A 23828-nucleotide genomic window follows, 5' to 3' on the forward strand; every position below is an offset into this window, starting at 1 on the left:
CTCTGGCGTGTAGCAGGTGCAGGGCTGCAAGCCCTGCAGAAAAGCCCCTTACCCCGCCATCACCGCTTCGATCTCGTCGGCGCTGCGCGCCAGGCCTTCGGTCAGCACGCGATGGCCGTCATCGGTGATCAGCACGTCATCCTCGGTACGGATGCCGATACCGCGCCAGCGCGGTTCCACCGTCGTATCGTCCACGCCGACATACAGCCCCGGCTCGATGGTGAACGCCATGCCCGGCTCCAGCAGGCGCGAATCGCCCGCCAGGCGGTAGTCGCCCACATCGTGCACGTCCAGCCCGATCCAGTGCCCGGTCTTGTGCCGGTAGAAACGCTGGTACTGACCTTCGGACAGGTTCTTTTCCAGCGTACCCTTCAGCAGCCCCAGCCGCAGCAGGCCCTCGGTCAGGGTCTGCACCGCCGCCAGGTGGCCGGCCTCGTACGGCACGCCCGGCTTGGCCTGGGCCAGCGCCGCGGCCTGCGCATCGCCGACCAGGTCGTGCAGCGCGCGCTGCTCGGCACTGAAGCGGCCGTTCACCGGGAAGGTGCGGGTGATGTCGCTGGCATAGCCGCGATATTCCGCGCCGGCATCGATCAGCACCAGCTCGCCGTCGCGCGAACGTGCGTTGTTGTCGCGGTAATGCAGGATGCAGCCGTTGCGGCCCGCACCGACGATGCTGCAGTAGGCCGGCACGGCATCGTTGGCGCGGAACACGCGCTCCAGCTCCGCCTGCAGTTCGTACTCGTGGATGCCGGCCCTGGCTGCCTTCATCGCGGCCAGATGCGCACGCACGCTGATCTGTGCGGCGTGGTGCATCAGCGCCACTTCGGCACCGGACTTGAACAGGCGCTGCTCGTGCAGCAGGTGGCCCAGCTCCAGGAACTCATGCGGCGGCTGCGCGCCGTGGCGCACCTGCGAACGCACGCGGTTGACCCAGCCGATCAGCTTCAGGTCGAAATCCGCGTCACGGCCGAAGTGGTAATAGACGCGCGAACGTCCTTCCAGCAGGCCCGGCAGGATGTCGTCCAGATCGTCGATCGGGTACGCATCGTCCATGCCGTACTGCGCCACCGCGCCTTCCTGGCCGGCGCGGCTGCCGTCCCAGGCCTCGCGCTCGGCATCGCGCTCGCGGCAGAACAGGATGGCCTCGCCGTGGCGTCGCCCCGGGATCAGCACCAGCACCGCTTCCGGCTCCGGGAAGCCGCTCAGGTACTGGAAGTCCGAATCCTGCCGGAACGGGTAATGGGTATCGAGGCTGCGCACCTTCTCGGCCGCGGCCGGCAGCACCAGGATCGCGTCCTCGCCGGCCATGTCCATCAGCTGGCGGCGCCGACGCTTGTATTCGCCGGCCGCGATGCCGGTGCGCTGCTTGATATCCATCAGTTCAGGCGCTGCCGATGGCGCGAGGCCAGCACCACGTCACCGTGCAGCAGCAGCACCGCCACGCGGATGAATTCCTCGATCTCCGACAGGGCTTCGTCATCGTCATCGCCGCCGGCCTCGAAATCCTCGCTGGAGGCACGGGCCAGGCTGGCCATGTCGGTCAGCGCTTCTTCGCCCTCTTCGGACAGGGTCGGGCGGCGACCACCGCTGCCCAGGCCGAAGCCGCCCAGGAACGAGCGGGTCCAGCTGAACATGGCATCGGCCTGCGCGGATACGTCGTCGCCATCGGTCAGCAGCAGTTCGAAGGCGAAGTCGCGGTCTTCCAGCTGCTTGATGGTCGCCTGCAGCAGCTGCCCCAGCACGCTGTCGGCGGCCACCGGTGGCAGGTTGTCGTCGGCCAGCACGCGCGCCGGCCAATCGTTGCCGGGGGCGCCGCCGGCGGCCAGCCAGCCACACAGCGCGCCGTGCAGCTCGGCAGCGGTGGCGCCCAGGCCCAGTTCCTGGCTGGCGCGGGTAACGTCGTCGACGGAGGGAAGTTCGGTCATCGTGCGGCTCGTTCGGAAAGGAAACCCGGGGCGCGCACGCGCGCGCCCGTGAGACCCCGTAGTGTAGCAACCCCACGGCATCCTCTCTGCGGCCGTCAGGCCTTGCTGCGACAACGCTTGACCACCCTTACCCGGCTTGCCTATCGTGCCCGCATGGAACCCGCCGATCCCCTTGCCCAGCTGCAGGACTTCGCCGCCCGCGTGGAAGCGTTGCTTGAACGCAACCAGCGCCTGGCCGAGGAGAACCGAAGCCTGCGCCACCAGCAGGAACAGCTGGTGGCCGAGCGTTCCACGCTGCTGGCCAAGAACGAGCAGGCACGCTCGCGGGTGGAAGCAATGATCAGCCGGCTCAAATCCCTGGAGCAGCACACATGAGCGCCGAACCGGTCAGTGTCCGCATCCTCGATCGTGAATACACCGTGGGTGTCGGCGGCGATGAACGCGACAGCCTGATGGCCGCCGCGCGCCTGCTCGATGCGCGCATGCGCGAAATCCGCGGCAGCAACCGCATGGCCGCCGTCGACCGCGTCGCGGTGCTGGCCGCATTGAACCTGGCCCATGAACTGCAGCTGCTGCGCGACGAGAACGCCCGCCAGGCGGTGGCCCTGCAGCAGACGCTGGCCGACCTGAACCGGCGCCTGGACCGCGCCATCGACGGCACCCCGTAGAAAAAGGGGACGGAGGGAATCAAGGCGCATTCGCCCCTTCCGTGCCGGAAACGTCTTAATTCCCTCCGTCCCCTTTTCGCGTATCTGAATTCGCACGGACTGTTGCCGACGAACGGCCTATCCAGATCCTGCGCGCTGGCTATAATGGCCACGCGTTCTCTGCGGTACTCGACGGCATGTGCAAACATTCGCCTTGTCCCTTAAGAACGACACCGGGAGCGCGACAGCGCCGGGAGTGCAGGTCCGCCTTGTAGCGGGAAGCCCGATGGTTCTCCAGCGTTCCCACTTGAGCCCCCGGGTTCAAGGTCGTTTCGCATGCATCGACATTGCGGAGAATGCAATATTCCAGCAAGGGCGGCGTCTTCGGGCGTCGCCCTTGTTCTTTCCGGCACAATGGCAGCTGATCCTTGCCGCACGCTGCCATGACCGACCCGCGCCAGGCCCTGCGCCACGACCTGCGGCAACGCCGCCGGGACCTTTCCGCCGGTGAGCGCATCGCCGCCGCCGAATCGCTTGCCGATGCCCTGCTGGCCCTGCCGTTCGCCCCGCGCGAAGGCGCCGTGGCCGGCTACTGGGCGCTGGATGGCGAAATCGCCCTGCACCGCTGGCAGCTGCAGCTGCCCGAAGGACTCACCTACTGCCTGCCGGTGCTGGCCGGCGACGTGCTGCGCTTCGCACCGTGGCGGCCGGGGCAAGCACTGACCAGCAACCGCTATGGCATTCCCGAGCCGGACGTGGCCATGGAAGACACCCTGGAACCGGCGCAGATGGCGCTGGTGGTGACCCCGCTGGTGGGCTTCGACACACAGTGCCGGCGGCTGGGCATGGGGGGCGGCTGGTATGATCGCAGCTTCGCCTTCCGCCACGACCGGCCGGCGCCGCCCTGGCTGGTCGGTGCTGCATTCGCGGTGCAGCAGGTCGAGTCCTTGCCGGTGGCGTCCTGGGACGTGCCGGTGGATGCGATCTGCACCGAAGACGGCACCCTGTTCCCCTCCGCTGCCCCCGTGAACGCATGACCGCCCGCACGCGCTACTGGCTGATGAAGTCCGAACCGGACGCCTTCTCCATCGATGACCTGGCCAAGGTCAAGGTCGAACCCTGGAACGGGGTGCGCAACTACCAGGCGCGCAACTTCATGCGCGACGGCATGCAGGTGGGCGACGGCATCCTGTTCTACCACTCCAATACCAAGGTCCCCGGCATCGTCGGCCTGGCCACCGTCGCCAGCCCGGCCTATCCGGACGACACCCAGTTCGACCCCAAATCCGACTACCACGACCCCAAGAGCACGCGCGAGAACCCGCGCTGGATGCTGGTGGACGTGGCCTTCGACCGCAAGCTCAAGCAGGTGATCGCGCTGGACGAGATCAAGCTGCACGCCGAAGCGCTCGGCGAAGGCTTCCCGCTGGTTGCCAAGGGCAACCGCCTGTCGGTGTTCCCGGTGACCGCCGCGCAGTGGAAGCTGCTGCTGTCGCTGGAAAAAAAATCCTGATTCCCTGCCTGAGAGTTCTCCCATGTCCGAAGCCAAGCGCCTGGCCGCCGAGAAAGCCATCGAGTACGTCGAAGACGGCATGATCGTCGGTGTCGGCACCGGTTCCACCGTGGCCTATTTCATCGATGCCCTGGCCCGCATCCAGCACCGCATCAAGGGTGCCGTGTCCAGCTCCGAGCAGAGCACCGCGCGCCTGAAGCAGCACGGCATCGAGGTGATCGAGCTGAACCACAGCGGCAATCTGTCGCTGTACGTGGACGGCGCCGACGAGTGCGATGCCAACAAGTGCCTGATCAAGGGCGGCGGCGCCGCACTGACCCGCGAGAAGATCATCGCCGAGGCCAGCGAGCGCTTCATCTGCATCGTCGACCCGAGCAAGCAGGTGCCGGTGCTGGGCAAGTTCCCGCTGCCGGTGGAAGTGATCCCGATGGCGCGCAGCCTGGTCGCCCGCCAGATCCGCGACATGACCGGCGGCCAGCCAACCTGGCGCGAAGGCGTGGTCACCGACAACGGCAACCAGATCCTGGACATCCACAACCTGCAGATCACCGATCCGGAAAAGCTGGAGCGCGAGCTCAACCAGCTGCCGGGCGTGGTCTGCGTCGGCCTGTTCGCGCGCCGTCGCGCCGACGTGGTGATCGTCGGCGGCGAGCCGCCGATCGTGCTCTGACCCTTCCGAAGGATCCTGACGATGTCGCTGTTGCGTTCGCTGCTGATGCTTCCGCTGCTGGCTCTGGCCGGCTGTGCCACCGACGCGGCCCGCCATTGGGTCGAGCTGGATGGCGCCCGCTACCAGGTGGAGCTGGCCACCAACGATGAAACCCGCGCGCGCGGGCTGATGTTCCGCGACCAGATGTCGGCCGACCACGGCATGCTGTTCATCCACGACCGCGAAGAAATGCAGGCGTACTGGATGAAGAACACCAAGATCGCGCTGGACATCCTGTACTTCGACAGCCAGCGCAAGCTGGTCAGCCAGCAGCGCGATGTGCCGCCGTGCTCGGCCGGCGACATGTGCCCGCCCTATCCCAGCGGTGGCCCGGCGCGCTACGTGCTGGAGCTCAACGCCGGCCAGGCCGAGAAGCTGCAGTTGAAGGACGGCACTCAGCTGACCTTCGGCCCGGGCATCGAGTAGTAAACGATGCGGCCGGCCAGCGGCCGGCACCCGCGGTAGTGCCGGCCGCTGGCCGGCAACCCTGCGGGGGTCAGATCCCTTTCGCACGCGAAAGGGATCTGACCCCTGACTTTTTCACGCGGCACCGCTTGAAACCGCCTGCGAATGACGCCAGTCTGTGTCCATGCAGGACCGGATCACACTCCCCGACTGGGATGCACTGGCCGACCTCGAAGACGAGGCACTGCCACTGTTGCCGACCGCGCTGCTGATCGCGCGCGATGAATACCCCGATCTGCAGCCGTCGACCTACGACGCGCTGATCCAGAGCCATGTCGAGCACCTACGTTCGGAAGTGGACAGCATCGACAACAGCCCGTTGAAGATGGCGGCGATCAACCGCCACCTGTTCGACGAGCTGGGCTACAGCGGCGACCACGACGAGTACTACGACCCGCGCAACAGCTACCTCAACCAGGTATTCGAGCGCCGCCTGGGCAACCCCATCTCGCTGGCACTGGTGCAGATGGAAGTCGCGCGCCGGCTGGGCATTCCGCTCGACGGCGTGTCCTTCCCCGGCCATTTCCTGGTGCGCCTGCCGGTGGACGACGGCGTGCTGGTGATGGACCCGTTCAATGGCGGCCGCCCGCTGGACGTGGACGAACTGCGCGAGCGGGCCAAGTCACACCTGGGCGGGCAGATGCCCGACGACCAGGTGCTGGCGCAGATCCTCGACCCGGCGCCAGCACGCGCGATCCTGATGCGCATGCTGCGCAACCTGCACGGCGTGTATGCCGAGGCCGGCGAATGGGACCGCGCCGCGCGCAGTGCCGACCGCCTGCTGAAGCTCGCCCCGGAGCAGGACGATGCGCTGCGTGACCGCGGCCTGGCCTACCTGCAGCTGGAGTACCTGGCCGGTGCCCGCCACGATCTGGGGCAGTACCTGAAGCGCAACCCGGAAGCCAGCGATGCGCAGTGGCTGCGCGAGAAGCTGATCGACCTCGGCGGGCCGGTGCCACGGCTGCATTGATTCTGTCAGGTGTGCGGACCAACGGTCCGCACCCACCCCAACGGTCCGCACCCACCGCTAGCGCCGGGCCATGCCCGGCGGCCATTGCGATCAATCGACCTCGACCATCTCGAAATCGGCCTTGGTCACGCCACAGTCCGGGCAGGTCCAGGTCTCGGGAATGTCCTCCCAGCGCGTCCCCGGCGCGATGCCCTCCTCCGGCAAGCCTTCCGCTTCGCTGTAAAGGAAGCCGCAGACCACGCACATCCAGGTGCGCAAGGTGGTGGGGGTGGCATCGCTCATCGGATAATCGGGTCTGGATTCACGGGCCGCCATTGTCCCATCGCGGTCCACTCACCGGTAGCCATCGATGACTTCTGCTTCCCCGGCGCCCCGCGGCGTCTACCTGATCACCCCGGACGAGCCCGATACCGCGCGCCTGCTGGCCCGCACCGCGCCGCTGCTGGCCGCGGGCGCCACCTGGCTGCAGTACCGCAACAAGACCGCCAGTGACGCGCTGCGGCGCGAGCAGGCCACCGCCCTGCAGGCGCTGTGCGTGGAACACGGCGTGCCGCTGATCGTCAACGACGACCCGGCGCTGGCCAAGGCGGTCGGCGCGGCCGGCGTGCACCTGGGCGGCACCGACGGCGACATCCCCAGCGCGCGCGCCCTGCTCGGTGCCGAGGCCATCATCGGCGCCTCCTGCTACGACCAGCTGGCCAATGCCGAAAAGGCCGTGGCCGCCGGCGCCAGCTACGTGGCCTTCGGCGCGTTCTTCCCGACCACCACCAAGATCACCAGCAGCCGCGCCCATACCGACCTGCTGCGGCAAAGCGCCGCACTGGGCGTGCCGCGGGTGGCGATCGGCGGCCTGACGCCGGACAATGTCGGTCCCATCATCGACGCCGGCGCCGATCTGGTCGCCGTGGTCAGCAGCGTGTTCGCCGCCGAAGACCCGGTTGCGGTCCAGCGCGCCTACCTCGCCCAGTTCGCGTAATGCCCAGGAAATCCGCATGAACCACGACCAGTCCCACGCCCTGTTCTCCCGCGCCCAGCAGCTGCTGCCGGGCGGCGTCAATTCGCCGGTACGCGCGTTCAAGTCGGTCGGTGGCGAACCGTTCTTCGTCGAGCGCGCCGACGGCGCCTACCTGTACGACGTCGACGGCAACCGCTACATCGACTACGTCGGTTCCTGGGGCCCGATGATCGTCGGCCACAACCACCCGGCCGTGCGCCAGGCGGTGAAGAAGGCGATCGACAACGGCCTGTCCTTCGGTGCGCCGTGCGCGGCCGAAGTGACCATGGCCGAGACCATCACCCGCCTGGTGCCGTCGTGCGAGATGGTGCGCATGGTCAACTCCGGCACCGAGGCCACGCTGTCGGCGATCCGCCTGGCGCGTGGTGCCACCGGCCGTAACCGCATCGTGAAATTCGAAGGCTGCTACCACGGCCATGGCGACTCGTTCCTGGTCAAGGCCGGCAGCGGCATGCTGACCCTGGGCGTGCCGACCTCGCCGGGCGTGCCGGCCGGCCTGAGCGAACTGACCCTGACCCTGCCCTACAACGACTTCGAAGCGGCCACCGCCCTGTTCGAGCAGCAGGGTGACGACATCGCCGGCCTGATCATCGAGCCGGTGGTCGGCAACGCCAACTGCATCCCGCCGCGCGAGGGCTACCTGCAGCACCTGCGCGAACTGTGCACGAAGCACGGCGCGCTGCTGATCTTCGACGAAGTGATGACCGGCTTCCGCGTGGCCCTCGGCGGAGCGCAGGCGCACTACGGCATCACCCCGGACCTGACCACCTTCGGCAAGATCATCGGCGGCGGCATGCCGGTGGGTGCCTACGGCGGTCGTCGCGAACTGATGCAGCAGATCGCGCCGGCCGGCCCGATCTACCAGGCCGGTACGCTGAGCGGCAACCCGGTGGCGATGGCCGCCGGCCTGGCGATGCTGGAGCTGATCCAGCAGCCGGGCTTCCACGCCGACCTCGCCGAGCGCACCGCGCGCCTGTGTGCCGGCCTGGAAACGGCCGCTGCCGAAGCCGGCGTGGCCGTGACCACCACCCGCGTGGGCGCGATGTTCGGCCTGTTCTTCACCAGTGAGAAGGTGGAGACCTATGCGCAGGCCACCGCCTGTGACATCCCGGCGTTCAACCGCTTCTTCCACGCGATGCTGGACCAGGGCGTGTTCCTGGCGCCGTCGGCGTACGAAGCCGGCTTCCTGTCCAGCGCGCATGACGATGCGGTGATCGAAGCGACGCTGGCCGCTGCACGCATGGCGTTCAAGGCCGCCAAGGGCTGATCGCAAAAAGGGGACGGAGGGGATTAAGTCGTAAGTGCACAAACGACTTAATCCCCTCCGTCCCCTTTTCATCCACGCATGGCGTGGATCTACTGGTAGAGCCACGCCATGCGTGGCTGCTCAACCGAAGACGAATTTGCCCTTCATCATCGCGAAGTGGCCGGGGAACGAGCAGAAGAAGGTGTAATCGCCGCCCTTCTGCAGGCCCTGGGTAGAGAAGCGCACGCGCGTGGTCTCGCCGCCGCCGATCACCTTGGTGTGCGCCAGCACGCGCTTGTCAGCCTTCGGCAGGTAGCTGTCGGCCAGGGTCATGCGCATGCCCGCCATGGCCACCGGCTGGTAATCGGCGGTGCGGGTCAGCACCCAGTTATGGCCCATCGCGGTGGCGGCCAGCTTGCCGGTGTGGCGCAGGGTCAGGTCCACCGCACTGCAATCGGCAGCAATCTTGATCTCGCGGCTGCTGAAGCTCATCTGGTCGGTGCTGTCGATGCTCACCGCACACACTCGTGCCATCGCCGACGGCGCCAGCATCAGCGCACCCAGTCCCACTGCCACCATCCAAGCCTTCATCGCTGCATCTCCTGCGGATTCAAGCGCCATTCTAGGCATGCCCCTGCGGCGCCGTCTGCGACCGTCTGTCGCATGCCAACTCCAGGGTTTCCCACGCATTCACTGCAATGGCATGCTCGGCCGATGCGGATCGACCTGTTGCTGCTGGATGTGGATGGCGTGCTGGTGCAGTACCAGCGCGCGCAGCGCGTGCTGCACCTGGCGCAGGCGCTGGAGGTTCCTACGCCGGCCGTGCAGGCCGCGCTGTACGACAGCGGGCTGGAAGCCGCGCACGACAATGGCACGCTGGACGGTCCAGCCTACCTCGCTCGGCTGGACGCGCTGCTGGGCAGACCCGTCGATGTGGCGACATGGACCGCCGCGCGCCAGGCCGCCAGCCATCCGCAGCACGCGGTGCTGCAGCGGCTGCAGGCCCTGCAACTGCCAATCGCGGTGCTGACCAACAATGGCGCACTGATGGTGCAGGCGTTGCCCATCCTGTTGCCGCAACTATTCCCTGCGCTGCAGGGCCGCGTGTTCTGCAGCGCGGATTTCGGCCTGCGCAAACCGGCGCCCGCGGTATTCCTGCGCACACTCGACGTACTGGGCGTGGCGCCTTCGCGCACGCTGTTCATCGATGATCTGTTCGCCAATGTGCGTGGCGCACGCGCTGCCGGCCTGCACGCGGAAACCGTGCGCGATGGCCGTGGGCTGGGCAAGGTGTTGAAGCGTTACGCGGTGAGCTGATTGGGGTCAGAGCCCTCTCCGCAGGAGAGGGATCCGACCCCAGCGCCATGGCTTCAGCGCGCGGCGATGAACGCAGCAATCGCTGCGCGCAGGCGCTTAAGGCCTTCGGCCACTTCTTCGTCGGTGATGTTCAGCGACGGCACAAAACGCAGCACGTCCGGGCCGGCCTGCAGGGTCAGCAGGCCCTGCTCGGCGGCATGGTCAAGGATCGCACCGGCCTGGCCGGCGAAGTCCTTGCTCAGCACCGCGCCCAGCATCAGGCCACGGCCACGCACGTCGCTGAACACGCCGAACTCGTCGTTGATGCGGGCGAAGCCATCGCGCAGCGCCTTCGACTGGCGGCTGACGTTGGCGGCGATCTCCGCCGAGGCCAGCTTGCGCAGTGCCACGCGGGCCACTGCGGCAGCCAGCGGGTTGCCACCAAAGGTGGTGCCATGCGCGCCGAATTGCATGGTCTCGGCCACCTTCGGGCCGGCCAGCATCGCGCCGATCGGGAAGCCACCACCGAGTGCCTTGGCCAGGGTGACCATGTCCGGCACCACGTCGTCCTGCCAGTGCGCGAACAGCGTGCCGGTGCGGCCCATGCCGGCCTGGATCTCGTCCAGCACCAGCAGTGCATTGTGCTGGTCGCACAGTTCGCGCACGCGCTTGAGGAAACCGGATTTGGCCGGCATCACGCCGCCCTCGCCCTGGATCGGCTCCAGCATCACCGCCGCCACATCACCGGCGGCCATCGCGGTTTCCAGCTGCACTTCATCGTTGAAATCGATGTAGCGGAAGCCACCGGGCAGCGGCTCGTAGCCTTCCTGGTACTTCGGCTGGGCGGTAGCGGTCACCGCGCCCATGGTGCGGCCGTGGAAGCTGCCACGGAAGGTGATGATCACCCGCTTGTCGGCCGGGCGGCCCTGGCTGGAGGCCCACTTGCGGACCATCTTGATCGCCACTTCGTTGGCTTCGGCGCCGGAATTGCACAGGAACACGCGCTCGGCGAAGCGGCTGGCCTTCACCAGCTCCTCGGCCAGGTGCAGCGGCGGTGCACTATAGAACACGTTGCTGGTGTGCCAGAGCTTGCCGGCCTGCTCGACCAGTGCGGCCACCAGGTCCGGATCGTTGTGGCCCAGGCCACACACGGCGATGCCGGCGGCCAGGTCGATGAACTCACGGCCCTGGCTGTCCCACACGCGGGCGCCCTGGCCTCGCTCCAGAACCACCTGGCGGGGCTTGTAGACCGGCAGGTAGTAGTGCGAAAGGGAGATCAGCGGATCGGTAGCGGCGGTCATGGCAGTCGGCAGGGTTCAGGAATCCCCATTCTCGCGCCGGAACCCCTGCGGCACAATGCGCCCATGCGACCGTTTTCTGCCCCCCAGCTGAACCCCGCCACCGAGACCGGCTGGCGCCGCCGGTGGTTCGACATCATCTACCGCCACGACTCGCGGCCCTCGCGCAATTTCGACCTGATCCTGGTGGTGGCGATCATCGCCAGCATCCTGGTGGTGATGATCGACAGCGTGCAGCACCTGCACGCCGAATGGTCCACCGGCCTGTACATCCTGGAATGGGCCTTCACGATCATTTTCACCGCCGAGTACCTGCTGCGGCTGGCGGTGGTCAAGCGCCCGCTGCGTTACGCGGTGAGCATCTGGGGCATCATCGACCTGCTGTCGATCCTGCCCGCCTACCTGTCGATGTTCATCCCCGGCGCGCAGAGCCTGCTGGTGGTGCGCGCGCTGCGCATCCTGCGCGTGTTCCGCATCCTCAAGCTGACCCGCTACATCGAGGAAAGCGGCGTGTTGATGACGTCGCTGTGGCGCAGCCGGCGCAAGGTGCTGGTGTTCCTGTTCACGGTGATCACCATCACCATCATCGCCGGCGCGCTGATGTACGTGATCGAGGGCCCCGAACACGGCTTCACCAACATCCCGGCCAGCATGTACTGGGCAGTGGTGACCATGGCCACGGTCGGCTTTGGCGACATCGTGCCGCAGACCGTGCTCGGCCGCTTCGTCACCTCGGTGCTGATCCTGATCGGCTACAGCATCATCGCCGTGCCCACCGGCATCTACACCGCCGAACTGGCCAGCACCATGCGCGAAGCCGAGCTGGCCGCACGTCGGGATTCCCGCGGCTGCCCGCACTGCGGGCTGGAAGGGCATGAACCGGATGCGCGCCACTGCCGCAAGTGCGGGGGTGAACTACCGGATGCGTTCAGCCATTGATTGAGGGTCATGCCGGCCAGCGGCCGGCACTACCGAAACAACAGGGTGCGCGCCGGGCATGGCCCGGCGCGCCCCTCGGTAGATCCACGCCATGCGTGGATCCTCCTCAACGCATGCGGTTGCTGGTGGTCACCAGGTCGTTGTAGGCATCCAGAATCGTCGACTGCGCCCCCTCAGGATCGGTGGTGAGCCAGCTGCCCGATGCCTTGCGCTCGGCCGCCAGCGCATCGGCGGTGATCGGCTTGCCCTGCTCCAGGCGCTCGAGACCGCGCCCGGCCGTGCGTACCAGCTTGTCCGCCGAGCGCTGCACATGGCCCCACATCGGGTCGTCCTTGCCGACACCACCATTCTGGATTTCCGTCACCAGCGCCTGATAGTCGGCCAGCTGGCCGCGCAATGCCGCCACATCCGGTGCGTCGCCCTGGAACGCCATCGCCAGCTGCTTGCCGTCACCGACAAGGCGCAGATGGTAATACGCCAGCGAGCGGCCCTCGCGTTCCTCGATCTGCTTCAGCTGCGCGGCGCGACGATCGTTCTCGTTCTTTTCCAGCGCCGCATCCATCGCTTCGCTGGCCTTGAAGAAATCAGCATAGGCCTGCATCAGCGGGGCATGCTGGCTGCGCATCCCTTCACCACCATCGCGACGATAATCTTCGCGGGTGAAATAGCCATCAGCGCGCTCGACCAGGGTGTTCAGTGCCTGGAACGCCTGCTGGTACTGCCGCGCGGGCGCATCCAGCGAGGTAGCAGGCGTCTTTGCCAGCGCATCGGTCAGCGGCTGGCCGCAGTACTCGACGCGGTGCGACAACACCTTGCCAGGTGAGCGCGGCTGCGCTTCCTTGCCGGTCGGCCCCGCCTTGGGGTCCTTCATCCAGCCCGTGTAGGTCTGGAAACCTTCGTGGATGGGCTGTTCGACGCCGTTGTAGCACTCGATGTAGGCGTTGATCTTTTCCAACCCCGGATCGGCAACAGCCAGGCCTGCCGGGTTGTTGCAGCCGGCCAGCGCGCCGAGCAGGAGGACAGGAATCAGGCGTGTGGATGCGTTCAAATCAGTTCCTTGCACAAGTGAAAACTGCAGGCATCGTCATGCATGGCGCAAGAACGCGCTCCAGCACCTCGCCAAGGTGCTGGCATTCAGGGCCACGCGATGCGTCATGCCGCAATCAACCTGCTCGATTGCGACAAAAATGAATCGCTGAACACTCCGCTTACTGGCGGTTGCTCTGGAAAACGAGCGTGTTGTATTCCTGCATCAGCTTGTTGGCAGAGCCGCGCGGCGCCATCGACGGCGAATCAAGCATGCGTCGTTCGAAATCGCTGTAAGGCTTTTTCTCACTGACGCGCTGCAGCCGCTCCTTGCCCTCGCGTCGGAAATTCTCGGCCCCACGTTCGAAGCCTTCCCAGTCCGACTTGCCCGGTTCCTGGTCGGCAACCTTGGCGTGCGCTTCATCGGAAATGCGGTTGAAGGCATCCAGGCGCTCGCGGGCCTTGGCCTGATCAAACGCGTCCTCGGTCATCAGCTCCACGATGGCCTTGGCTTCCAGCATCATTGCCAGACGGTAGTACTCGCGCGTGCGCCCCTCGGCCTGCTCCAGCGCCTTGAGCTGCTCGCGCTGGGCAGCATCGTTCTGGCGCTCCAGCTCGGCATTGAACGTTTCGCTGGCAACCACGAAATCCTTGAAGGCGGCCATCAAGGGCGCGTGCAGCTGCTTGCCCTTGGCAAACTGGTCGTCTTCGTAGTCCTGGCGATCGTAGTAGTCGTGGGCGTCCTTGCTGAGCGGCGCCAGCGCCTTCAGCACCTGCTGGTAATGGCTGGCAGCGGCATCGAGATCGGCCAACGCCGGCTTGGCAGCAATCGCCTCGGTCACCGGGGCGTCGCACTGCTTCATGTCGTAGTCGCTGATCTCGAACGGCCCGTACACATGCGTCTCGCGACCGGTCGGGCCGGCCTCCACGTCCTTGATCCAGCGCGTGTAGGACTGGATGCTGCCATGGGTTTTCGAATCCAGCGCGTTGAAGCAACCGATGTAAGCGTTGAGCTTTGCGGTCAACTGCTGTTGTGCGTCAGACGGCGCCGCGCTGGCGTCCGGCGTGCCGGAGGCAGCGGCGGCGCCCGCAGCTGCGGGGGCCTTGCCACCGCAGGCGGTCAGGATCAACGACAGCGAAGCGGCCAGCGCCGCGACGGAAAGAGTGCGTGACATGAGCTCACATCCCTGTTGAAAACGATTACAGCCGCGCATTCTAGCGCAGCAGGCCGAGGGTCGCAGCCCTCGGCCTCATCCCGCGGCGCGCGCTCAATCCAGGAACAGATCCGGCAGCAACGGCCGCGACGGATCCACTGCATAGCCGGACAGATCGGTGACACCGGCCTGCGCCAACACTTCATCGTCGATCAGGAACTGGCCATGGAAGCCGGCCGCTTCACGCACCAGCACCGCGTGCGCGGCGTCGGCCATGATCTGCGGCGTACGGCAGCCGGCCGCATCCACGCCCGGAATCATGTTGATCGCATCCGTGGCGATCACCGTGCGCGGCCATAGCGCGTTCACCGCCACCCCCTGCGGGCCGAATTCCGCGGCCAGGCCGAGCGTGACGAAGCTCATGCCCATCTTCGCCAGCGTGTAGCCGGTATGCGCGCCCCACCACTTGGGCTCCAGACTCGGCGGCGGCGCCAGGGTGAGGATGTGCGGGTTCGGCGCCTGCAGCAGGTACGGCAGGCAGGCCTGCGCACACAGGAAGCTGCCACGCGAATTGACCTGCTGCATCAGGTCGAAGCGCTTCATCGGCGTATCCAGCGTGCCACGCAGCCAGATCGCGCTGGCGTTGTTGATCAGGATGTCGATGCCACCGAAGGTGTCGACCGTGGCCGCAACTGCGGCCTGTACCTGCTCCTCCTCGCGGATGTCGCACTTCAGCGCCAGCCCCTGGCCACCGGCGGCGGTAACGGCCTCGGCCGCGGTGTGGATGGTGCCCGGCAGCTTCGGGTTCGGCACCGACGACTTGGCCGCGATCGCCACGTTGGCCCCGTCGCGCGCAGCGCGCAGTGCGATGGCCAGGCCGATGCCGCGCGAGGCACCGGTGATGAAAAGGGTTTTGCCCTGCAGACTGCCCACGTTCCACACTCCAGCGTATGCAATGAGCCGCTAGTATGCCGCGCCGACGCGGAGTTCACCCGGCCTTGACGATACTCGGGCCTCCAGTCAACGCACGAGGTCCACGCCATGCGCCGTTCCCGCCTGCTGCTGCCTGCCCTGGGGCTTGCCCTGCTGACCGCCTGCCAGGGCCGTTCGCCGGAACCCGGCAAGGAGCCGCCTGCCGGTGACGCGCCGAGCGCAGAGCAGGCCGCCGCCGACGGCAAGCTGCGCTGGAGCGAGGCAGTGGTGTGGGATGGCGACCTCAACGCCTGCCGCCAGGGCGAGAATGCGGCCACCCGCGAGTGCCTGCGCGATGCGATGCGCGCCGGCGGCGCCAGCGCCGATGCGATCACCGCCGCCGAACAGCTGTCCACCGGCGGCGAGCTGGCCTATGTGACCGCCTGGCACGAGAACGGTGGCCTGGGCGTGGCCACGGTCGAATACCCGTTCCGCGCCAACACCAACGAGGGCACCCGCCTGATCGATGCCAGCGGCAAGCGCATCGACGTGGATGCCGTGCAGTTGGACGACACCCTGCGTGCCGACCCCACCGTGCAGGAACTGCTGAAGGCCAACCCGCAGGCCACGCCGTTCGCACCGGCGCAGTCGGCCGGGGCCACGCCGCTGGAGAACGGCGGCATCCGCGTGATGTACCGCACGCCACTGCGCGACTGCCACGCCTGCCCGGATGTGGGCCAGCTGCAGATCGCCTACGACTTCGATGCGAAGCGCAACTTCATCGGCCAGCAGGTGGTGCCGGCGACTCCCTAAGGTCACCGGCGTCCGTAGAGCCGGGCCATGCTCGGCTCTATATTTCTATTCCTGGTACAGCACTTCCACGCCATCGCCACGGGCAAGACGTCTCACCTGATCCAACGTATCCACCGCCATGACGGAGTACGTGACCTCCACACCGGAGTGCAGGCGTCCCTCGGCAGTGTCCTCATCAGTCTCTACTGATATCAGCTTGCGGATTCCGGCGAATCGATAGAGCGACGGTCTACCGTCTTCACCCATCAGGCGGCCGCTCAGATCCTCATACTCAGAGGCAAGCGCTTTCGCATTGTTGAGAGCTTGCTCTTCGCTATCCGCACTGAGGAGATAGACGTTCTCGTGGACAAGAATCGAGTCCTGCCCTTCGCATTCGTAGTAAAAAATGGCATGTGCGCAATACCACATACATCACCTCAATAGTTCTCTTGCCGCTTGTTTTTGTTTCGAATTCCGCGAGCCTTCTGCTCAGTCTGATAGCGCCTTTTTTCGCCCGCGGAAGTACTTGGATCCCGCGCACGTCTATTAATCTCCTCATCAGACACATCACGCAACCCACTATCCCTCTTATTTTCCTTCCCTTTTGAATAGACCACGTTCGCACCGCACGGAGGCCCCCCGGAGAACTCGCAAGGGGAAGCTCCCATTTCTGTCGGCCAAAGTAACAGCAGTGGTAACGAAGCGCGCGAGACCACAACCTCGCCTACAGCCGACCAAGAAACGGGCGCCAATGGAACAGGACGCGTGGCTGTCGCAAAAACAGTGGGCAACGTTGTAGTACCCGGCATGACGATGGCCGGCGCCGCTGCCCGGACAGGCGGCAAGTCGGTGGGCGCGGCAGGCGGTGGCTGCTCCTCCTTCTTCTCAGGCAAGCGACCGTCTGGATCCGTGTAGTAGTAAGGATTGCTGGACGCATATTCATAACGACTGAATCCAGCCCCACTCTTAGTATCAACACCGACGGGGTCAGCGGAATAAAATGCGCCCACCTCAGGATCATAGTACCGCTGCTGCATGTACGTCAGACCCGTCGCCGAGTCCGACACATGCCCGGTGAACCCAGGCCGATCGCCCTTCGCGCCACCTACAACCGCACCATAGGGCTCCTACACCGTGCGCTCGATGATCGCGCCGTTGGCATCAGAGATGGCGACCGGGGACCCCAGTGCGTCGGTATGCACATACTGGACGATCTCCTGCGCCGAGGCACTCACCGTCCCCAGCAACATTCCCGACAGGACAGCGACACCAACCAGAATCTTCTTGATCTTCATTTTCAGGTCACCAAGGGTTGGTCAGGTCGCCGTAATCCACGACGCTCTGCGGATACGGGTTGGACCAGGCTGAACAACCGCTGGCATTGCAGGCGCGCACAATCTGTACTTCCGCGCAGTAGACCGCGCCCTCGGCTTCGATTGAGCTCTCCGGACCGGAATACTCGAGCCTTCCGCCGTAGGCCATCATCTCGTAGTTGGTTGCACCCGGCATGCTGGTCCACTTCACCTCGCAGGAGATCTTGGTGGCGCGCCCCTCCTTCCATTGCGACTTGATGGAATGAATGAACTGCGGCGTACCCGGGGGCGGATTGGAAGCGACGACCACCGTGTTGGAGAAGTCACTGCAGCCAGAGATGTTGCATGCCCTTACGCGATAGGCGTAGTTGCCGAACACCAGACCATTGCGCTGCGACTGGGTCGAACCATCGTTCTGGACCGCCGTCCAGGTTCCGCCATTGACACTCTCATCCAGCAGGTAGCTGGCCGCCATGGCAACGCCCGTCCAATTCAACGTGACACTGCCCGACGAGGTTCCTGCGGGCGCACTCAGGCTGGGCGGTGCCGGTGGCCGGATCACTGAAACAACACTCGTCGCCGAGTACCCGCCCCACCCCGCATCGTTGCCGGCCCGGACGCGGTAGGCATAGTTGCCGGTCCCCTTGCCACCGAATGCCTGACTGGTGCTGGCCAGTGAGGCAACCTGTGCCCATGCACCATTGTTGAAGCTCTCCTCCAGTGCATAGCGCAATGCGCCGTCGACGCTGCTCCACGCAATCGTATAGTTGCCATCGAGACTCTGCCCCGGCACGTTGATCGAAGGTGCCGCTGCAGGCGGATAGATCACCTGGGTCCGGGCAACATCTGATTCAGGACCACAGCCCGCTGGGTTACAGCCAAAGACCCGGTACCCATACGTCCCGGCCGGCTTGCCGGAGACCGCGAGACTGCGCGCCGCGCTCTCCTGCACCGTCTGCCAGGCGCCCGCTCCCACCTGCTCCTGCAGGCGATAGGTTGCCGCGCCCGCCGCTTCCGTCCAAGTAATGCTGTAGCTGCCATTGAATGCCGTTGCGGGCGCGCTTACAGCAGCCTTTGCCGCAGGAGGACGCTGCACCACGACACTGGACGTCGCCGACCAGCCACTGCAGCTGTCCTGTTGGCAAGCGCGGACAGCATAGCCAAACGTTCCTTCCGCCTTCGCGGACGTGTTCCAGCTACGTTCGGCGCCGTTGTAGATCGTGGCCCAAGCTCCGCCAGCTGCCTGCTCTCGCAGTTCATAACGGCTGGCGTAAGACACCGCCGTCCACTGCAGTGCATAGGCACCGTTGTTGCTGAACGCGGGCGCGGTCAGGACCGGCGTAACCGGCGCGACGACCTGAATGGCCTGCGCCACCAGGCTGCCATTGAGGTGGATGTACTCGATATTGCGGCCCTCCCGGGCATTTTCCTGCCGGCGCAGCACACCATCGTTGCCGTACAGCGATCGAATGGTGGCACCGTCATTGGCGCCCGCCGACAGAATGCGCCGGCCATGTGCGTCGTATCGGTATCGCTCCGCGCTGGCCACACTGCGCAGGCGGTTGCCGAAGTCGAAGCTGTAGCCGACGCCGTTGCGGCTGGACAGGTTGCCCTGTACGTCGTAGCTCAAGCCCAGAGTGGTGGCGCCTCCACTGTTCTGTACGTTGGTAAGCCGGTTATGGGTGTCGTACCAATAGACGTGATCCTTGACACCGGTCAGCGCGGCCGAACGCAGGTTGTCCACAGCATCGTAGGTGTAGCGGTACACGCCATCTCCGCCAAACGAAGGCGAGGTGGCCTGAATCAGACGATCCAGTCCGTCGTAGGCCATGGTGCGCGTGCGCTGCCCATCCAGATTGTCGACGATACGCGCGACGTTGCCATTGGCGTCGTACTCATAGGTCGTGTCCAGCGCTCCGGCACTGTCGACCACTCTGGTAGGCAACTGGCGCTGGTTCTGCGCCATCGTGTGCACGATGCCATTGCCATAGGTGAATTGCTTCATGCCCCCATTGGCGTAGTAAGTCACCCCTGAGGCGTAGCCTCCCGCCTTGGTCGGCTGGCCCAGCGCGTTGGGCGCATAGTCAACGAAGCGCCCACTCGGATAGGTCAGGCCTGAAAGTGCGCCATTGGCGTTGTAGGCATATCCCAGCGACTGGATGCCGAGGGTACTGTCACTGGAGGTTTCGGCCGTCAACAACCCACGCTTGTTGTAGGTATAGGTGTTGATCGCCTGCGTCGTCCCCGCATCGTTTGCCGTGGTCACCGTGGCCGGCTTGCCGTCCCTTGTATACGTCCAGCCCTGGTTGCCATTCCCATCCGGGAACGCGAGTGTCGACAGCCGATTGCGCGCATCGTAGCCACGAACGATCCTGCGAGCCGCAACCGGTCCAGCATCAGCGTCGCATGCCGTGGTGCTGGAAAGGTCCAGGCCAGCCGCGCTCCAGGCAAGATTGCCCGCTGCGTCGTAACCCATCAGCGTTGCGCCGGTCTCCGGCTCCACACTCTTGCAGAGCTGCTGATGACCGTCATACACATAATTGCGGGCAATCCGGGCGCTGCCGTCCTGGTTGCGGCGCACGATCGAGCGCGGTTTGCCGAAGATGTCGCGATCGATATCGGTGAACGCGCCTGCCGGGTGAATGATCGACACCGGGGATTCCGTCGACGGCGCACCGAACGCCTGGAAGGTGGTCAGCGTCGTATTGCCCTTGGTGTCGACCACTTTCAGGCCACCACCCGCCAGATAACTGGTCAGCGATGTCAGCAGACCGGCCTCGCTGTCGACGGACACAGAGGTCTGTCGCCCCAGCGCGTCGTAGCCCGTCCATGTACCTGTACTCAGCACAGCAGACTCGCCAGGGTACGAGGCAAACACCTGCCGGCCCGCTTCGTCGTAGGCAAACCTCTGGTAGCGCTGAGTCACGCCACGCGAGGACTCGTCATATTCCTCAGTCAGCAGCGGACGCCAGAAGGCATCGAAATAGACGTTGCGCCGCGCGCTTCCAGTTGCGACGGTCTGCCGCCAATGACCCGCTCCGATACCGTACTCGTCGCCGTTGATGGCGCTGAAGCTCTGTGTCGTACGTGCCCAAGCCACACTGTCGCCCGCCGGCCAGTCGATGGTGGCCACGCGCCCCATCGCGTCATAACCGTACTGGGTGGTTGCACCGTTCTCATCGGTAATGCTGCTGACCCAGCCATTGTCGTCCACCACCGCGGACTGCACAGCGCCGTCGGCAAACTGGATCTGCTGTGGCGTACCGCGCTTCCAGCCGGAAAGCGTAGTGCGATTGCCACGACCATCGTCCACCGTGGCCACGGTTCCGTCAGGGTTGTAGCCCAGTACCTGCTTCAACAAGCCATACGAGCGCACTTCCGTGGGCCGCATCAGGGCATCGAACGTCGTCTGCTCGACCACCACGCCGGTATTTTCGTTGGTGACCTTCGCGGTCGCACCCAGAATCCATCTGCTTCGGTCGTCCGCATACTGAGTGGCATCGGTGCGGCTGCCCAGAGGACTGGAGCTATTGACACGCAATGGGCGAGCCAGATCATCGAACGACAACATGCTGGTCTGGTAGGTCACGCCATCCTGCTGGATGGCCTCGGCCACGACCGGCCGCACCTGAGCTGTGCTCGGCTCGTCGCCACTGTAGATCATCCCGTGAAGCGGGGCGAATGGCTGTGATTTCACTTCGTCTTCGGTCATGTAGACCGAGGTGCTGCTCTTGACCACGTTCCCGGACGCGTCAATGACGCTGCTACCCAGCAGCCGCCCTTCATTCAGCGCGTACTGCGAGCCATAGCGGTAGGCCGTGCGGGTTCCGTCGGGATTTGAGATCGTGACCTGTTTTTCCTTCTTGCAGGTCGTGCAGGGGTAGATGGCTGCACCGCCCACGCCGCCCCAGAGTGGCTCGTAGCCGCTGCCATAGTCATAGCTCCACTGCAGGACCTTCGGTAGGCCCGGCCCCCAGATCTTCTTGGCTCTCAGCGAGACTACGTCGTAGAAAAACGGGGTGACGATTTCGTAGTAGTACGCCGACTGTGCGATCCGACGGATGCACTCGCTGGCATGGACGCCACTGCGGTATTGGCGACCGTTCGAGAACTGGAACTCGCCCATCGCGCCGGACGGATGCTTGATGGTCATGACCAGCGAACCGTCACGCTCCGGCGGCTGCTCCTGACAGGTCTCGTTGCTGTTGCCGTCCCAGTTCACCTTTTCCCAGGCGCGCAACGCACTGGAGTAGGCGTAGGACCAGGTGCTTCCATCGGGCTGGGTAACTGCGGTGAGGCGGTTCTGGCCTTCGACCTGACCGTAGCCATAGTTCCAGGTACGGCCCGCTGCAGTCACCGACACCAGAAGCGTGCCGTTGTAGGCCAGCATGATCTCACGGCCATCACTGGACCAGATCCGGGTCGGGTGACCGTTGCCGTTGTACTCGTACTGTACCCAGTTGCCCGACCGGTCCTCGACACGGCTGGCCATGAGGTAGATGCGCGTGCGAGCGATCTTGGTCCTGTCTCCTTCGCCGCCCGAGCGCTCCAGCGTGCCGCCAAAGCGCGTGAACGCGGTATCGAAGAAGTACGACTCGCCTGAGGTGGTCCTGACCCGATAGCCCTCGCCAGCCAGACCCGACTTCATTGGAATACAGTCGATGGCATCGCGATGCGAGGTACTCCACTTGCGTGCAACGCCGTCTGTCGGCATCGGCGTGTTGTTCCAGGCCCCCAACATGGTGCGATCACCACCACCTGGGACATGGATCATGTTGCCCTGCCAGACTTCGTTGAGCCGGAAGGAAATGGGCCACTCGAGGCACCATGTCGCCACTGCAACGATTGTTCAGCCAGGTGCTCGCGCCGGGGAACATGCCGGTGATGTACGGCGTGTCGACCTCCCAGCCGCCCACACCATCGAGACTGGCGTTGAAGCTGCCACTCCCGACCAGGTCCATCTCGACACTGAACCGGCGCCGCATCTGCACCGGCAGGGCGTTGTTGCCTGGCAGGCTGACGTCGGTGACGGCAAACTCAGTCTTGCCGTTGTAGAGGCTGACGCTCTCGCCGAAAAGATCATCCTTCAGCGCCGTCAGGTTCTGGGCGGACTCAATGAGCTTGCGGTATTCCTGGTAGGGCTCGACTGCCGAGACCGAACCTGCGACCACGCACAGCGTCAGTGCCGTAGCAACACGGCACTGCCAAGCAGCAACTCGCTTCACAATTTTCCCCTCGCGTCCGCATGCGTAGCCGCGCCAGGACGGCGCGACGTTGCTTCCATGCGACTCTCTCGTTCCTGATTCTAGGCGAGCGCTGCGAACAGATGGAAGGGGTCGTCAACGGCAATCATCTGGCACTGGCACGCGACCATTGAATTGCTTAATGCACCCACGCATGGCGTGGATCTAGCGGTACGCCTCCACCTGCTTCCTCAGCAGATGCGGCACGATCAGCCGATGCACCGGGGCAACCGGCAGCATGTACACGCGCCCGAACGCGTTGTGCGTATGCACCACCGTCGCCACCTCCAGCACGTCGCCCTGCCACTGCAGGGCCAGCTGCACACGCAGGTGGCGGTCGTCGTCTTCCAGCACGATGGCATCATCGTCCAGCGACTGCAGGCTGAAGATGCCCAGCCGTTGCCCCGGACGCGGCTGCGCGATGTCCTGTACCGCACGCAACGAGCCCAGGTGCTTCATGCCGAGCAGGCGCATGCCGCGATTGCGCAGCGCCATCAGCCCATCGAACCAGCCGGGAATGGTCGCCGCCATGTCGCGATAGGCCTGCAAGGCCGAGCGCCCATCGCGACGGGTCGTCGCCTGGCAGGCGTGCACGAAGTCGGCGCCGGCCAGCTGTGGGCGCAGGACGCTGCCCGCGCTCGGCGGGCCGGTCACCACCTGCGCAGGGTTCACGGCTTCGGCCCCTGCCCCTCGTTGTCTTCCCAATGCAGGATGCGGCGGGTGACGAAGCGGTAGACCGGCTTGCCGGTGGCGAACCACAGTTCGCGCACCCACGAGGTGCGCTTGAGCACGCGCTTTTCCACCGGGGTGAGCGACTCGCGGCAATACATGCGCTTGTGCTTGAGCAGGTGGCGCAGGTCCTCGCGGGCCAGCAGGCGCATCCAGCGCGAGCGCGGGTTGCCGATCACCGCCAGCTGGAAGTCGATCAATGCCGGGCGGCCATCGTCGGTGACCAGCCAGTTGGCTTCCTTGGCCAGGTCGTTGTGTGCCACGCCATTGCGATGCAGCCGCTGCAGCAGGCGACGCGCGGCGCGGAACCAAGCCAGGTCACCGCGTGGCGGACGCTGGTACATGGCATCGCCGGCCATGAAGCTGCGGTCCAGATGACGGCCATCCCACGCCAGCAGCTGCGGCACATCAGCCATGCCGTGGATGTGGCGCAGCGCGCGTGCTTCGCGGCGGGCCAACCACCAGGCCGGCAGCCGCAACCACAGCGGCGTCGCGCCCAGATCACGGCGTACGAAGGGGCCGGCAGGCCCTTCCACAAGGAGGATGCGACCGAAGCTGTCGGCCTTCAGGGCGTGCGAGGGCGTGTCTGGCGAATGCGGCATGCGCCCATTCTAGGCGATGGCGCCCGTTGCAAAC

26 protein-coding genes, 1 other RNA gene and 1 pseudogene are annotated in these 23828 nt (G+C 65.5%); 13 read left to right on the forward strand and 15 right to left on the reverse strand.

Annotated elements, in window-relative coordinates:
- Nucleotides 1–48: 48 nt before the first annotated feature.
- Nucleotides 49–1371 (reverse strand): aminopeptidase P N-terminal domain-containing protein, encoded by a 1323-nt coding sequence (locus ACXI0D_RS04575; RefSeq protein ID WP_119007000.1) that lies wholly within the window; start codon nt 1369–1371, stop codon nt 49–51.
- 5 nt (nt 1372–1376) lie between these two features.
- A complete protein-coding gene (locus ACXI0D_RS04580; RefSeq protein ID WP_014648288.1) occupies nt 1377–1925 on the reverse strand; it encodes a YecA/YgfB family protein in 549 nt (182 codons plus the stop codon).
- A gap of 153 nt (nt 1926–2078) precedes the next feature.
- Between ACXI0D_RS04580 and ACXI0D_RS04585 the strand changes: the two genes are divergently transcribed.
- From ACXI0D_RS04585 to ACXI0D_RS04620, 8 genes are all read left to right on the forward strand, one after another.
- On the forward strand, nt 2079–2300 hold the full coding sequence (locus ACXI0D_RS04585) for a TIGR02449 family protein (RefSeq protein WP_005410898.1): 222 nt from the start codon (nt 2079–2081) through the stop codon (nt 2298–2300).
- The gene (locus tag ACXI0D_RS04590) at nt 2297–2593 is read left to right on the forward strand and encodes a cell division protein ZapA (protein WP_005410899.1); all 297 of its coding nucleotides are present in this window, start codon (nt 2297–2299) and stop codon (nt 2591–2593) included. Before ACXI0D_RS04585 ends, ACXI0D_RS04590 begins: the two co-directional genes overlap by 4 nt.
- A gap of 153 nt (nt 2594–2746) precedes the next feature.
- A non-coding RNA gene (ssrS, locus tag ACXI0D_RS04595) (6S RNA) lies at nt 2747–2932 on the forward strand.
- Nucleotides 2933–3015: 83 nt separating this feature from the next.
- Nucleotides 3016–3609 (forward strand): 5-formyltetrahydrofolate cyclo-ligase, encoded by a 594-nt coding sequence (locus ACXI0D_RS04600; protein ID WP_101766023.1) that lies wholly within the window; start codon nt 3016–3018, stop codon nt 3607–3609.
- Nucleotides 3606–4085, forward strand: coding sequence for an EVE domain-containing protein (locus ACXI0D_RS04605; protein ID WP_119006738.1), 480 nt, complete (start codon nt 3606–3608; stop codon nt 4083–4085). Before ACXI0D_RS04600 ends, ACXI0D_RS04605 begins: the two co-directional genes overlap by 4 nt.
- Nucleotides 4086–4107: 22 nt before the next feature.
- Nucleotides 4108–4755, forward strand: a complete 648-nt coding sequence (gene rpiA, locus ACXI0D_RS04610; RefSeq protein WP_014038355.1) for a ribose-5-phosphate isomerase RpiA — start codon at nt 4108–4110, stop codon at nt 4753–4755.
- Between the two features lie 21 nt (nt 4756–4776).
- Complete coding sequence (locus ACXI0D_RS04615; protein ID WP_014038356.1) at nt 4777–5220, forward strand: DUF192 domain-containing protein; 444 nt, start codon at nt 4777–4779, stop codon at nt 5218–5220.
- A 163-nt stretch (nt 5221–5383) separates the two neighbouring features.
- Nucleotides 5384–6229: a SirB1 family protein gene (locus tag ACXI0D_RS04620; protein ID WP_049446553.1), complete on the forward strand. Its 846-nt coding sequence runs from the start codon at nt 5384–5386 to the stop codon at nt 6227–6229.
- Between the two features lie 90 nt (nt 6230–6319).
- On the opposite strand, the gene ACXI0D_RS04625 is transcribed toward ACXI0D_RS04620, so the two are convergent.
- Entirely contained in the window at nt 6320–6544 is a 225-nt protein-coding gene (locus ACXI0D_RS04625) for a rubredoxin (protein WP_080347542.1), read from the reverse strand.
- A gap of 34 nt (nt 6545–6578) precedes the next feature.
- On the opposite strand from ACXI0D_RS04625, the gene thiE reads away from it, so the two are divergent.
- A complete protein-coding gene (gene thiE / locus ACXI0D_RS04630; protein ID WP_049446557.1) occupies nt 6579–7205 on the forward strand; it encodes a thiamine phosphate synthase in 627 nt (208 codons plus the stop codon).
- A gap of 16 nt (nt 7206–7221) precedes the next feature.
- Nucleotides 7222–8511, forward strand: coding sequence for a glutamate-1-semialdehyde 2,1-aminomutase (gene hemL, locus ACXI0D_RS04635; protein WP_049446559.1), 1290 nt, complete (start codon nt 7222–7224; stop codon nt 8509–8511).
- 120 nt (nt 8512–8631) lie between these two features.
- On the opposite strand, the gene azu is transcribed toward hemL, so the two are convergent.
- Nucleotides 8632–9081 carry an azurin gene (azu, locus tag ACXI0D_RS04640; protein ID WP_049446560.1) on the reverse strand — a complete coding sequence of 150 codons (450 nt, stop codon included), beginning with the start codon at nt 9079–9081 and terminating at the stop codon, nt 8632–8634.
- Nucleotides 9082–9204: 123 nt separating this feature from the next.
- Here azu and ACXI0D_RS04645 point away from each other — a divergent pair, with 123 nt between their 5' ends.
- Entirely contained in the window at nt 9205–9807 is a 603-nt protein-coding gene (locus tag ACXI0D_RS04645) for an HAD-IA family hydrolase (RefSeq protein ID WP_119006742.1), read from the forward strand.
- A 53-nt stretch (nt 9808–9860) separates the two neighbouring features.
- Here the strand turns inward: ACXI0D_RS04645 and ACXI0D_RS04650 are convergent, their stop codons facing one another.
- Nucleotides 9861–11087, reverse strand: a complete 1227-nt coding sequence (locus ACXI0D_RS04650; RefSeq protein WP_006467246.1) for an acetylornithine transaminase — start codon at nt 11085–11087, stop codon at nt 9861–9863.
- 63 nt (nt 11088–11150) lie between these two features.
- Here ACXI0D_RS04650 and ACXI0D_RS04655 point away from each other — a divergent pair, with 63 nt between their 5' ends.
- Complete coding sequence (locus ACXI0D_RS04655) at nt 11151–12023, forward strand: ion transporter (protein WP_014038363.1); 873 nt, start codon at nt 11151–11153, stop codon at nt 12021–12023.
- A gap of 106 nt (nt 12024–12129) precedes the next feature.
- Here ACXI0D_RS04655 and ACXI0D_RS04660 read toward each other — a convergent pair whose 3' ends face one another.
- The 3 genes from ACXI0D_RS04660 to ACXI0D_RS04670 form a co-directional block, all read right to left on the reverse strand.
- Nucleotides 12130–13071: a YiiG family protein gene (locus tag ACXI0D_RS04660; RefSeq protein ID WP_014038364.1), complete on the reverse strand. Its 942-nt coding sequence runs from the start codon at nt 13069–13071 to the stop codon at nt 12130–12132.
- Between the two features lie 160 nt (nt 13072–13231).
- Nucleotides 13232–14224 (reverse strand): YiiG family protein, encoded by a 993-nt coding sequence (locus ACXI0D_RS04665; RefSeq protein ID WP_119006743.1) that lies wholly within the window; start codon nt 14222–14224, stop codon nt 13232–13234.
- A 93-nt stretch (nt 14225–14317) separates the two neighbouring features.
- The gene (locus ACXI0D_RS04670; protein WP_014038366.1) at nt 14318–15136 is read right to left on the reverse strand and encodes an SDR family oxidoreductase; all 819 of its coding nucleotides are present in this window, start codon (nt 15134–15136) and stop codon (nt 14318–14320) included.
- A 108-nt stretch (nt 15137–15244) separates the two neighbouring features.
- On the opposite strand from ACXI0D_RS04670, the gene ACXI0D_RS04675 reads away from it, so the two are divergent.
- Entirely contained in the window at nt 15245–15928 is a 684-nt protein-coding gene (locus tag ACXI0D_RS04675; protein ID WP_119006744.1) for a hypothetical protein, read from the forward strand.
- Nucleotides 15929–15973: 45 nt separating this feature from the next.
- Here ACXI0D_RS04675 and ACXI0D_RS04680 read toward each other — a convergent pair whose 3' ends face one another.
- The 7 genes and pseudogenes from ACXI0D_RS04680 to ACXI0D_RS04710 form a co-directional block, all read right to left on the reverse strand.
- Nucleotides 15974–16336, reverse strand: coding sequence for a DUF4288 domain-containing protein (locus ACXI0D_RS04680; protein ID WP_479642354.1), 363 nt, complete (start codon nt 16334–16336; stop codon nt 15974–15976).
- Between the two features lie 8 nt (nt 16337–16344).
- Nucleotides 16345–17019: pseudogene (locus ACXI0D_RS04685) on the reverse strand (RHS repeat-associated core domain-containing protein); the annotation flags it as partial.
- A 15-nt stretch (nt 17020–17034) separates the two neighbouring features.
- Nucleotides 17035–17202 carry a hypothetical protein gene (locus ACXI0D_RS04690; protein WP_479642355.1) on the reverse strand — a complete coding sequence of 56 codons (168 nt, stop codon included), beginning with the start codon at nt 17200–17202 and terminating at the stop codon, nt 17035–17037.
- A 7-nt stretch (nt 17203–17209) separates the two neighbouring features.
- A complete protein-coding gene (locus tag ACXI0D_RS04695) occupies nt 17210–21994 on the reverse strand; it encodes an RHS repeat protein (RefSeq protein WP_479642356.1) in 4785 nt (1594 codons plus the stop codon).
- The gene (locus ACXI0D_RS04700; RefSeq protein ID WP_479642357.1) at nt 21969–22445 is read right to left on the reverse strand and encodes a hypothetical protein; all 477 of its coding nucleotides are present in this window, start codon (nt 22443–22445) and stop codon (nt 21969–21971) included. Before ACXI0D_RS04700 ends, ACXI0D_RS04695 begins: the two co-directional genes overlap by 26 nt.
- Before the next feature lie 183 nt (nt 22446–22628).
- Nucleotides 22629–23135 (reverse strand): DUF2867 domain-containing protein, encoded by a 507-nt coding sequence (locus ACXI0D_RS04705; RefSeq protein ID WP_479642358.1) that lies wholly within the window; start codon nt 23133–23135, stop codon nt 22629–22631.
- Entirely contained in the window at nt 23132–23794 is a 663-nt protein-coding gene (locus ACXI0D_RS04710; RefSeq protein ID WP_197587781.1) for a serine/threonine-protein kinase, read from the reverse strand. The genes ACXI0D_RS04705 and ACXI0D_RS04710 overlap by 4 nt, the downstream gene beginning before the upstream one ends.
- Nucleotides 23795–23828 lie beyond the last annotated feature (34 nt).

It is taken from the genome of Stenotrophomonas sp. C9D9 (assembly GCF_056491205.1).